The following is an 11,143-nucleotide window of genomic DNA, read 5'->3' as shown; positions in this document are numbered from 1 at the left end:
CGGAGTCGGGGTGGACATGGGCGACGACGGGTTCGCTCTCGGGTCGCGCCACCCGGTGGCGGACGACGTCGGCGGGCACATGATTCGGAGTCGGTGCGGCCGCCGTTCGCGACCCCGTCTCCCGGGGCACGCACGGCGTCGCGTCCGACGCCGTCGAGCCGGTCGTGGAGGCGGTCGCCGCGCCCGTGGGGAGCGGGGTCACGGCCGGCTGAGGGACAACCGGCGCCGGCAGGCCCGCAGCGGCGGGCACCGACGGCTCCGGGACGGGCCATCCCGACCCGGCCGGAGGAGCGGACGTCTGTGTCCCGATCGGGACCGAGGGCGTGGGCTCGGTGACCAGCACCGGCACCGACACCGAGGCGGTCGTGACCGTGAGCCCGACGCGGTGGCTGTCGGACGCGTTCCGGACCGGGACCGGCAGGGTGGTCGGGGTCGGCGTCGGCGGCCTCCCGGCGGAGCCCGGCGCCGGCGGCGAGGCCGTGGTAACGGGAGCCGAGGGGGTGGGGACGGTCGTCGTCAGGCGCACCGGGGGAGCGGTCACAGACGACCCGACGCCTGCCAGCCCCGGCACGCCGGCGCCGCCCGTGGGGGCCGAAGTGGTGGTCGGGCCCGACCGGGGCGGGGTCGACGACGACGAGGTGGTGGCCGGAGCCGCCGGCGGGGCCGGGGACGGGGCGGGCAGGGCTATGACCGGGGGGGTGGTGGGAAGGTGGGCGGGAACCGAGCGCAGCGAGCTCACCACGTAGGTGGTCGAACTGGCCACGACCGTGAGCACCACGGTCGCTCCGAGGACGGCCCACACGTGAACCCGGCCGGCATCGTGCCCGCCGCCGTCGATGCTGCTCCGAGCTGCCGCCCCGCGCGGCGATACAAGAGCCATGGGATACCGGTCTCTAACTTTCGCCGGACGGCCGGCGGCTTCCTGCCCTGTCAGGGAAGGATCGTGATCCCCTCCCCGTCCACCGCCCGGCCGACCACGCCGGCGGGATGGCCGAGCTGGCGCAGCCGGTCCACCGCTTGGCCGGCCGCGTCGGGCGGCAGGGCCAGGATGAGGCCCCCCGACGTCTGGGCGTCGGCCAGCAGGGTGACGTCGACCGGGTCCGGGGCCCCGGGGCCGGACTCGTCGACGTGGAGCAGGGGACCGACCCACTCGAGGTTGCGCCTGGTCCCGCCGGGCACGACCCCGGCGGCGGCCAGGGCCCGGGCGCCGGGAAGGAGGGGAACGGCGCCGGCGCGCACCTCGGCCCCGAGTCCCGAGGCGTCGAGGAGCCGGCGGAGGTGACCCAGGAACCCGAAGCCGGTCACGTCCGTGGCGCACCGGCCCCCGAGAGACAGGGCCACCTCGGCGGCGTCCCGGTTCGGCCTGGTCATCGACGCCACGGCGGCCTCCACCCAGTCCGGCTCCGAGGCGCCCGACTTGATGCCCGTCGTGATCACCCCGACCCCGATGGCCTTGGTGAGGACCAGCTCGTCGCCGGAGCGGAGGCGGTCGTTGGTGAGCAGCCGGTCGGGATGGGCCTCGCCGATCACCGCCATCCCGTAGGTGGGGTGGGGATCCTGGATGGAGTGGCCCCCGACCACCAGGAAGCCGCACTCCCGCGCCGCCTCGGCCCCCCCGGCCAGGACCTCCTCGAGGAGCGGGAAGCCCAGGTCGTCGACGTTCCACGCCACCAGGTTGAGGGCGGCCAGCGGCCGGCCACCCATGGCGTACACGTCGCTCACGGCGTTGACCGCCGCCACCTTCCCCCATGTCCGGGCGTCGTCGACCACCGGGGTGAGGAAGTCGGCGGTGAGCACGACCGCCCGGTCGGGGGCCACCCGCCAGATGGCGGCGTCGTCCGACGTGTCCGACCCCACCAGGAGGTCGGGGTGCTCGAGCCCGGCCATCGGGGCCATCAGCCGGGCGAGGTCCCCGGCCGGGAGCTTGCAGGCGCACCCGGCGCCGGGGCTGAACTCGGTCAGGCGCAGGGCGCTGGTGGCCACGGCGCGGAGACTATGCGCCCCTGCAGCTAGGCCGCCCCGGCCGCCTGCCAGGCGGTGACGCCCGTGAGCACCAGGAGGACGACGGCGGCCACGGTCCGGGCGGTGCGCGCCGACATCACACCCAGCAGGCGGGGCCCCAGCCACACCGCCAGCCCGGCCACCGCCCACAGCCCCGCCACCGCGCCGACTCCCACGCTGAGCGGGGAGTGGTAGCGCAGGGCCAGGTTGGCCGTCAGCACCTGGGTGAGGTCCCCCCACTCCGCCAGGAAGATCACCCCGGCAGCCGTGGCGACGGTGCGGCCCCGGGAGATGGTCGCCGCCACCGCCAGCTCCTCCTCGGGATCCTCCCGGGCCCGCCAGGCGTAGACCGCCCCGCCCAGAAACAGCGCCGCGACCAGGGCGTCGACGACGCTGCGGGGCAGCAGGTGGAACAGAGCGGTCCCGACCGAGACGGCGATGACGGCGTGGACCAGGAAGGCCAGGGCCGCCCCCGCCCACACCGCGCCGGGCCGGCCCCGGGCGGCCAGGACCAGCGAGGCGAACATCGTCTTGTCCGGGAGCTCCCCGAGGAACACCAGGCCGAACACGGCGGCCGCCGCCGAGGGGTGCACGGGGGCCCAGCTTGCCACGGCGCCTCCAGTGCCTGAGGCTGGTGACGTGCACAGCGTCGGCTACCTGGCGGCGTTCGGGGGCGGGATCGTCTCGTTCGCGTCGCCGTGCACGCTGCCGATGGTGCCGGCGTACCTGTCGGTCGTCACCGGGCTCGACCTGTCGGCCCTCGGAGACGGCCAGGAGCGGCGCCGCAACGTGGCCCGGGTGTCCCGGGACACGGCCCTGTTCATCGGGGGCTTCACCGTGGTGTTCGTCCTGCTCGGTCTCACCGCCTCGGCGGTCGGCCGGGCCACCGTCCAGGACCACGTCCTCCTGACCCGGGCCCTCGGCGGGGTGGTGATCGTGATGGGTCTGTACCTGGCCGGGAGCCTGGTCCTACGGCTCCCCGCCCTGTACGGGGAGGCCCGCTTCCAGGTGGCGCCCTCCCGGCTCGGCCCGCTGGCCGCCCCGGTGGCGGGGGCGGCGTTCGGCTTCGGCTGGACCCCCTGCATCGGGCCGGTCCTGGGATCGGTCCTCACGGTGGCGGCCAGCCGCGACAGCGTGGCCCAGGGCGCCTCCCTCCTCCTTGCCTACGCCCTCGGCCTGGCCGTGCCGTTCCTGGCCACGGGGCTGGCCCTGGGCCGGCTGGCCGGGGCGCTCGGATGGGTCCGGCGCCACTTCCGCGCCCTGACCCTGGGGTCGGCCACCCTGATCGTCGGCTTCGGGGTGCTGCTGACCGTCAACCGCCTCTCCTGGGTCACGATCGAGCTCGAGGCCGCCATGCGCCACGTGGGCCTGGGCCGGCTGGTCAACCTCGGTTAATGGACCGGGACGGGAGCCCGGTAGCCGCGTCCCTGGACGGGCGGGTCGGCCGCCCGGTGGCCCGGAACGTCCTGGCGCTGTCCGGGGCCCAGGGGGCCAGCTCGCTGCTGCACCTGGTGTGGTTTGCCCTGCTGACCTCCCATCTGGGGTCGGCCGGGCTCGGGGTGTACGTGTTCGCGGTGGCGGTCCCCGACCTGCTGGGGCCGGTGGTGGACTTCGGGTTCACGGCCATCGCCGCCCGCGACGTGGCCCAGGACCCGCGGCGGGAGCGGTCCCTCGTGCCCAACCTCTTCTACCTGCGCGTGGTGGTGGCGGTGGCGCTGTCGGCGGTGACCGTGGCGATCCTGCACGCGGCCGGCTACCGGGCCGGCGATGTGCACGCCGCGACCGTGGCGGTGGCCATCACCATCCTCGCCACCCTGCAGTCGTTCCAGGTCACGCTGGAGGTGCGCCTGCGGATGGGGTGGGTGGCCATCGGGAACCTGGCCGAGTCGGTGGTGCTGGTGGCGGGGGTGGTGGTGCTCAGCCACCGGGGCGCCGGGGTGATGACGTTCGTGTGGCTGTACGTGGCCGCCAACGGCCTGAGCCTGTCGATCAGCGCCGTCCGGGCCCTCTCTCTCGGCTCCTACCGCTTTGCCCCGGCGCCCGCCGAGCTCGGGCCCCTGGTGCGGGCGGCGGCCCCCCTCGGGGCGGCCGGGGTGGTGACCGGCCTGTACTACCGGCTCGACGTGTTCGTCCTGGCGTGGGTCCAGCCGTCGAACGCCGTGGGCCAGTACGGGGCCGGCTACCGCTTCATCGACGCGGTGGCGGTGTTCCCCGGGCTGATGGTGGCGGTGCTCAACCCGGTGCTGGCCCGCTCCTACGCCGCCGGGCGGGACGTGCTGCGGCGGCGCTACGCGACCGTCATGCACCTGGCCACCGTGCCCACGGTGATCGTGGGGGTCGGGGGGGCCATGACGGCGTGGCGGGCCCTGCCCGCCCTGCACGCCTTCCGCCACTACCACGGCGGGGGGGTCGTGCTGTCGGTCCTGTGCCCCGCCGCCGGGCTGATCCTGCTGGGGTCGGTGGCATCCGCGGTGATGTTCGCCGCCCACGAGCAGCGGGCCCTGCTCGGCATCGCCGTGGCCGTCCTGGGGTTCAACGCCCTGCTGGACGTGACCCTGATCCCGGCGTTCTCGTACGTCGGGGCGGCGGCGGCCACCACCGCGGGGGAGGCGGTGTCGGTCCTCGTGCTGGCGGCGGCCATCAGCCGCCGGCTCGGGCTCGGGTGGCCCCTCGACCGGCTGGCCCAGGCGCTGCGGGCCGGGGCGGTCCTGGCGGTGGTCCTCGGGGCCGGCTACCTGCTCCCGCCCCTGGTCCAGCTGGCTCTCGGGGTGGTGACGGCGCCGGTGGCGGTGCTGGCCACCGGGGCGCTGCGCCCCTCGGACCTGGGCTGGCTGCGGCGCGAGGTGGAAGGGGGGCCACCCGCCGGCCCCGGCCCCACCGGGCCCCCGCCCGGGGGCCCCACCAGTACCGGGACGATGGCCACGAACACCGCCGCCCCCGCCAGCATCCCGAGCCCGGCGCGTAACCCCGCCCCCTCGGCCACCGCCCCCACGAGCGTCGGCCCGAGGACCAGGCCGAGGTAGCCCACCCCCGAGACCGCCCCCACGACCAGCCCGGGCCGGGGCCGGCCGGCGCTGGCCCGGGCCAGGAGCAGCGGCCAGCACATCGACACGCCGCCGGCGGCCACGATCAGCCCGAGAGCCGCCACCCAGGCGACGGGCGCCACCGCCATCAGGGCGGTCCCGGCCGCGGCGGCCCCCGCCCCAGCCGCCACCCCCCGGACCGGCCCGTGCCTACCGACGCGGGGCCCCAGGGCCAGCCGGGCCGAGGCCGACAGCAGGTAGGCGGCCACCGCCCCGCCGGCCCCCACCAGCAGGCCGGACGCCAGGCGGGTCCGCATGTAGAGGACGCCCCACAACTCGATGCCGCCCTCCACCATGGCGCCGACGGCAAAGGCCACCGCCACCAGCACCAGCCGCTCCCGCCGCAGGGTCGCGACCGCCGCCCGGACGCCGCTGCGCTCCCCCGCCTCCCCTGCGGGCAGCGCGGCCCGCAGACAGACCAGGCCGAGCAGCGCCGCCGCCACCGCCACCCCGGCCCACGACCAGCGCCACCCGTGGTGGGTGCCGATCAGCGCCCCGGTCAGCCCCGCCCCGGCGGCCGCCCCGAGGTTGAACCGGCCGTGGAACCGGACCAGCCGCCCCGGGGTGGCGCCCAGGGCGGCTGTGGCGGCCACGTTCATGGCCACATCGACCATCCCCCCGGCGGTCACCACCCCGACCAGGGCGGCCCCGAGGGCCAGGCGTTGGTGGGCGGCCGCCATGGCAGCGACCAGCGCCGCCCACACCACGAGGGTCCCGCCCAGGACCCGGGAGGTGCCCCACCGCTCGGTGAGGGCCCCGCCGGCGGCGTTGCCCACCGCCGCCCCGGCCAGGGCCAGCGAAAGGAGCAGCCCGAACCCGCCGGGGCTGACCCCGAGGGCCCGCTCGAGATCGGCGGCCGCCACCGCCCACGATCCCCAGAAGGCCCCGAACAGGGAAAAGCCGGCCCCTACCGGCCGCAGCCCCTCGGTGTCGCGGACGGTTACGCCGCCCGGCCCTCGGTGTGGCTGATCCACGTGGCGTACATCTCGGCGTAGCGCCCGCCCCGGCGGACCAGCTCGGCGTGGGACCCCATCTCCACGACCTGCCCCTCGTCGACGACCACGATGCGGTCGGCCTTCATGGCGGTGGTGAGCCGGTGGGCAATCAGGATGGCGGTGCGGCCCTGCAACAGCACGTCGAGGGCGGCCTCGACCTTGGTCTCGGACAACAGGTCGAGGTTGGACGTGGCCTCGTCGAGCACGAGCACCCGGGGCCGGGCCATGAACGCCCGGGCCAGGGCGAGCAGCTGGCGCTCCCCCGACGAGAGCGACTGGCCCCGCTCGTGGACGATGGTGTCGAGCCCGTCGGACAGGCGCTCGATGACCTCGGCCAGGTCCACGGCGCGCACCGCGTCCCAGACCTCGTCGTCGTTCGCGTCCGGCACGGCAAAGGCGATGTTGTCCCGGATGGTCCCCGCGAACAGGAACGGCTCCTGGGGCACCACGCCGAGCTGGTGGCGCAGGGATCCCACCGTCACGTCGCGGAGGTCGTGGCCGTCGATCAGGACCCGGCCCGCAGTGGGGTCGTAGAAGCGCGTGACCAGCTTGGCCATGGTCGACTTGCCCGCGCCGGTGGGCCCGACGAACGCGACGGTCTCCCCGGCGGCTACACGCAGGCTCACGTCCCGGATGACGGGAGTGGCGGGGTCGTAGCCGAAGGTCACGTCCTCGAAGGTGATCTCCCCGTTGATGAGCGGCAGCTCCTCGGCGGTGGGGCTCTCGGGAACGCTCGGCTCGATGGCGAACAGGCCGCGGAGCTTGACCATCGATGCCTGGCCCTGCTGGTAGGTGTTGTACTGCTGGACCAGCAGCTGGATCGGGGCCACGAAGCGGTTGAGGTACAGGAAGAAGGCGACCAGGTCCCCCACGCTGACCGAGTGGTGCAGCACCATGTTGCCGCCGATGGCGAGCAGGGCGGCCTGGGCCAGCCAGCTCAGCAGCTGGGTCCCCGGCCCGTAGAGGGCGGTGATCTGCGCCGTGAAGTTGTTGGCGTCCCGGTACTCGCCGACCACGTTGCGGTGGTGCACCACGTTGTGGCGCTGACGGTTGTGGGCGGTCACCACCCGTACGCCGTGCAGGCTCTCGGCCAGGTCGGCCAGCACGTTGGCGATGCCGTCGCGCACCCGGTCGTAGCCCCGCTCCGACGCCGACCGGAACCAGAACGACATGACCGTGAGCAGCGGGACGATCAGCAGGACCGTGATCAGGGCCAGCTTCACGTTGGTGGTGAACAGGATGGCCGCGATCACCAGCATGGTCAGGCCCTGGACCGCGAACTGCACCAGGCCGTCCTGCAGCAGCTGCTGCAGGTTCTCGATGTCGCTGGTCATCCGGGTCATGATCACGCCGGCCTTCTCGTCGGTGTAGAAGTCGAGGCCGAGACGCTGGAGGTGGGTGAACACCTTGACCCGGAGGTCGTTCATGACACCGGCCGCCAGCCGGCCGGTCGTGCGGGCCATGCTGCGCTGGCCGACGGCTGTGACCACAATGGCGGCCAGGTACAGCCCGGCGGCCACCACCACCACACCGAAGTCCTTGTAGCGGGCCATGCCGTGGTCGATGCCGTAGCTGATCAGCTTGGGACCGGCCTGGTTGGAGACGCTGACCAGCGCCACGAACGCCGCCGCCAGGACGCCGAGCTTCCAGTGCCGGAAGACCAGGCCCCGCAGGTTCAGGTGGCGCGCCTCGTCGGCCCCGGCCCGGTAGGTGAAGCGGGCGTCGGGCTCCCCGTGGTCGGGCTCGTCGGCCAGGAGCTTGTCCACGCCGGCCTGCATCTCCCACGGCACCCCGGCGAAGGGCAGCCCCCCGCCCGGGTTGGCGGCCTGGCGCGGGCCGCCCACCGCTCCGCCCCAGTGGCCGCCGGCAATCCCCCCGAACGCCATCAGCGGACCCCTTCCCTCGCGCCCTCGGGGGCGATGTCGGCGGCGTCGGACTGGGCCAGCACCTCGGAGTACAACGGGGTGCCGGCCATCAGCTCGGCGTGGGTGCCCTCGGCCACCACCCGGCCCCGGTCCATCAGCACCACCCGGTCGGCCAGGCTGATGGTCGACAGGCGGTGGGCCACGATCAGCGTGGTCCGGCCCTCCATCAGCCGGCGCAGGCCGCTGTGGATCTCCAGCTCGACCTTGACGTCGATGGCGCTGGTGGCGTCGTCGAGCACCAGCACCGGCGGGTTGTCGAGCAGCGTGCGGGCGATGGCGATGCGCTGGCGCTGGCCGCCCGACAGGGTGTAGCCGCGCTCCCCCACCACGCTGTCGTAGCCGTCGGGCAGGGCCCGGATGAACCCGTCGGCGCCGGCGGCCCGGGCGGCGGCCTCGATATCGGCGAAGTCGGCGTCGGGGCGCCCGTAGGCGATGTTCTCCCTGATCGACACCGAGAAGAGGAACGGCTCGTCGAGCACCAGCCCGACCTGCGAGCGCAGGCTGGTGAGGGTGACGTCGCGCACATCTTGGCCATCGATGCGGACCGCCCCCCCGGTCACGTCGTAGAAGCGGTCGAGGAGGCGGACCACGCTGGACTTGCCCGACCCGGTGCGCCCGACGACGGCCACAGTCTCCCCCGGGCGCAGGTGGAGGTCCAGACCGTCGAGCACGTTCGGCCCGTCGGGGGAATAGGAGAAGGTGACGTCGTCGAACACCACGTCCCCCGCCGCCGCCGCCAGATCGGTGGCGCCGGGCCGCTCCACGACCGTGGGGCGCTCGTCGAGGATCTCGTAGATCCGCTCGGCGGACGCCGCGGCGCGCTGGCCCATCATGATCAGCATCCCGAGCATCTGGAACGGGATCTGCAGCATCACGATCCAGAAGCTGAAGGTCAGCAGGGTGCCGACCTGGAGGTGGTCGTGCACCACCAGGTAGCCGCCGAAGAGCAGGACCAGCGCCAGGCCCACCTGGGACAGGTTCTGCACCAGCGGGGTGAAGCGGGCCCGCAGGTCGGCGTCGCGCACGTAGGCCCAGCGCAGCCGCTCGGCGGCCTGGGCCAGCAGGCGCAGCTGCTGGGGCTCGGCGGCGAAGGACTTCACGACCCGCACGCCGTTGATGTTCTCGTCGACGATGGTGGCCACGTCGGCCAGCCGGGACTGGATCATCCACGACACCGGGAACATGACCTTGCGCATGCGCACGCCGCCGACGTAGATGAACGGCATCGTCACCATGGCCACGAACGCCAGCGGCACGTTGATGCGCAGCATGAACACGAACGCGACCACCGCCATCAGGCACTGGACCAGGATCGAGGGCCCGAAGGTCAGGTACATCATCACCGAGCGGATGTCGGAGTTGGCGCGCGAGATCAGCTGGCCCGTCTGCACCCGGTCGTAGAACGAGAACGACATCCGGCTCAAGTGCTCGTAGATGATGTTCCGGAGGTCGAACTCGATCTGGTAGGCGGTACGCATGAGGAACAGCCGGGACACGTACGCGCACAGCCCGGCCAGGACGGCCAGCACCAGGGCCAGCTGAACGTAGTGGCCCAGGGGGACCTTGTGCAGCAGGATCGACTGGTCGATGGCGTCTGTGCCGATGATGTTCGGGATCTGCACCTGCAGCACCAGGCCCACGAACGAGGACACCAGCGAGGTGAGGAACATCGCCTTGTGGGCCAGGACGATCGGGATGGCGCGGCGCAGCCAGGTCTTCTCCCGGTCGGTGTCGATGGTGGCCTCGGGGGCCCCGTAGCGCGAGATCACCGGCGCCCTCCCTCCCGGGCCGCCACCTTGGCGGCGCGGTAGGAGTCGAGCGACTGCCGCCAGCGGTCCAGCCCGTCGAAGGCGGCGGCGGCCTCCCCCTCGTCGGGCAGGTACCCGGCTATCTCCCGGAGGCGGGCGTCGACCTCCCGGTCGGCGGCCTCGAGGACCCGCCCCCCCTCGGCGGTGAGGACGTGGCCCACCCGCCGGCGGTCCTGCTCGTCGTGGCGGCGCTCGACCAGGCCCCGTGCCACCAGCCCGTCGACCACCGCGGTGACGCTGGGCCGGCTCACGGCCAGGTGGTCGGCCAGCTTCGACGCCACCGCCGCCCCTTCGTCCAGGAACATAAGGATGCGGTACTGCGGCACGGACAGGTCGACCTGGGCCAGGCCGACCTCGACCTGGCGGGCCAGCCGGGCCGCGACCCGACCGGGGAGGAGAGATGCTTTGGTAGCCACATGGTTAGGCTATCGAATAATTAGGGCCGGCTGAGCCGTGCTCTCCTGGAGCCAGGCGCTGCTCCTCGGGACGGGCCTCATAGCCGGGGCCGTGCTCGTCCGGCGGGGCCCGGCCCGGCTGCGGTGGGCCGCCGACTACCTGCGGGAGGCGGCCGTCCTGTCCGGCCTGTACGCGGCGTGGCAGATCCTCCTCGACCACCTCGCCACCCGCACCGCCGGCGCCGTCGGGCACGGCCGCTGGGTGGCCCGGGTCGAGCGGGACCTCCACTGGCCGGGCGAGGCCTGGTTCCAGCACCCCTTCCTGCACCACCCGGTCCTGGGCCGGGCGGCCGACGTCTACTACGGAGCCGCCCACTTCACCGTGATGGGGATCTTCCTGGCCTGGATCTTCGCCCGGCACCGGGACGCCTACCGGCGGGCGCGCGGCCGGCTGGTCCTGGTGACCCTGGCGGCGGCCCTCATCCAGGCGGTCCCCGTTGCCCCGCCCCGCCTGGTCCCGGGGGTCGGGGTCGTGGACGTGGCCCGCCACTTCGGCCAGTCGGTCTACGACCCGGGCGGGCTGGCGGACCCGGGCCAGCTGATCGCCATGCCGTCCGTGCACGTGGCGTGGGCGGGCGTGGTGGCCCTCTCGGCGGTGCAGGCCGCCACCCGCAGCCGGGGGCGGTGGCTGGGCCCGCTCCACCTGGCCGTGACCGTGGCGGTCGTGGTGGGCACGGGCAACCACTGGTGGATGGACGGGGCCGTGGCCCTGGCCCTGCTGGCCCTGGCCGTCCCGGGCGAAGCCGCCCTCCGCCGCCTCCCCGCCCCTCTCGCCCCGGGCCTCAGCCGGTCGTGGCGCGCGCCGGCGGGCGCCAGGCGGTAACCAGCAGGAGGGCCGAGCCGCCCCCGCCCGCCCCGAGGGCGATCCAGAGCCCG

At 74.3% G+C, this 11,143-nt stretch carries 10 protein-coding genes and 1 pseudogene; 4 read left to right on the top strand and 7 right to left on the bottom strand.

Going from position 1 to position 11,143, the window contains the following annotated elements; all coding sequences use genetic code 11:
* A partial coding sequence (locus VFW24_03715) for a hypothetical protein (GenBank protein ID HEX5265857.1) occupies positions 1-202 on the bottom strand: 202 nt, incomplete at its 3' end.
* A gap of 130 nt (positions 203-332) precedes the next feature.
* On the opposite strand from VFW24_03715, the gene VFW24_03710 reads away from it, so the two are divergent.
* The gene (locus tag VFW24_03710; GenBank protein ID HEX5265856.1) at positions 333-746 is read left to right on the top strand and encodes a hypothetical protein; all 414 of its coding nucleotides are present in this window, start codon (positions 333-335) and stop codon (positions 744-746) included.
* Positions 747-930: 184 nt separating this feature from the next.
* Here the strand turns inward: VFW24_03710 and selD are convergent, their stop codons facing one another.
* Both selD and VFW24_03700 read right to left on the bottom strand, forming a co-directional pair.
* Positions 931-1,983 (bottom strand): selenide, water dikinase SelD, encoded by a 1,053-nt coding sequence (selD, locus tag VFW24_03705; protein ID HEX5265855.1) that lies wholly within the window; start codon positions 1,981-1,983, stop codon positions 931-933.
* A gap of 26 nt (positions 1,984-2,009) precedes the next feature.
* Positions 2,010-2,612, bottom strand: coding sequence for a TMEM165/GDT1 family protein (locus tag VFW24_03700; GenBank protein HEX5265854.1), 603 nt, complete (start codon positions 2,610-2,612; stop codon positions 2,010-2,012).
* Positions 2,613-2,640: 28 nt separating this feature from the next.
* On the opposite strand from VFW24_03700, the gene VFW24_03695 reads away from it, so the two are divergent.
* Both VFW24_03695 and VFW24_03690 read left to right on the top strand, forming a co-directional pair.
* Entirely contained in the window at positions 2,641-3,396 is a 756-nt protein-coding gene (locus VFW24_03695; GenBank protein HEX5265853.1) for a cytochrome c biogenesis protein CcdA, read from the top strand.
* Positions 3,396-4,727: pseudogene (locus tag VFW24_03690) on the top strand (oligosaccharide flippase family protein). Before VFW24_03695 ends, VFW24_03690 begins: the two are co-directional and overlap by 1 nt.
* Before the next feature lie 5 nt (positions 4,728-4,732).
* On the opposite strand, the gene VFW24_03685 reads toward VFW24_03690, so the two are convergent.
* From VFW24_03685 to VFW24_03670, 4 genes are read right to left on the bottom strand one after another with little or no spacing between them, the layout of a single operon-like run.
* The gene (locus VFW24_03685; GenBank protein HEX5265852.1) at positions 4,733-6,058 is read right to left on the bottom strand and encodes an MFS transporter; all 1,326 of its coding nucleotides are present in this window, start codon (positions 6,056-6,058) and stop codon (positions 4,733-4,735) included.
* Positions 6,025-7,965 carry an ABC transporter ATP-binding protein gene (locus VFW24_03680; protein HEX5265851.1) on the bottom strand — a complete coding sequence of 647 codons (1,941 nt, stop codon included), beginning with the start codon at positions 7,963-7,965 and terminating at the stop codon, positions 6,025-6,027. Before VFW24_03680 ends, VFW24_03685 begins: the two co-directional genes overlap by 34 nt.
* Positions 7,965-9,773 (bottom strand): ABC transporter ATP-binding protein, encoded by a 1,809-nt coding sequence (locus VFW24_03675; protein HEX5265850.1) that lies wholly within the window; start codon positions 9,771-9,773, stop codon positions 7,965-7,967. The genes VFW24_03680 and VFW24_03675 overlap by 1 nt, the downstream gene beginning before the upstream one ends.
* Positions 9,770-10,228 (bottom strand): MarR family transcriptional regulator, encoded by a 459-nt coding sequence (locus tag VFW24_03670; GenBank protein ID HEX5265849.1) that lies wholly within the window; start codon positions 10,226-10,228, stop codon positions 9,770-9,772. The genes VFW24_03675 and VFW24_03670 overlap by 4 nt, the downstream gene beginning before the upstream one ends.
* Positions 10,229-10,265: 37 nt before the next feature.
* Between VFW24_03670 and VFW24_03665 the strand changes: the two genes are divergently transcribed.
* Complete coding sequence (locus tag VFW24_03665) at positions 10,266-11,090, top strand: phosphatase PAP2 family protein (GenBank protein ID HEX5265848.1); 825 nt, start codon at positions 10,266-10,268, stop codon at positions 11,088-11,090.
* Positions 11,091-11,143: the final 53 nt, after the last annotated feature.

Source organism: Acidimicrobiales bacterium (genome assembly GCA_036273495.1).
Classification (GTDB): domain Bacteria; phylum Actinomycetota; class Acidimicrobiia; order Acidimicrobiales; family JAJPHE01; genus DASSEU01.
This window is presented reverse-complemented; position numbering and strand designations above follow the sequence as displayed.

Bases quoted from the DNA above. Each gene is read 5' to 3' on its own strand.
- VFW24_03680 (HEX5265851.1), bottom strand. From the start codon at position 7,965: ATGGCGTTCGGGGGGATTGCCGGCGGCCACTGGGGCGGAGCGGTGGGC.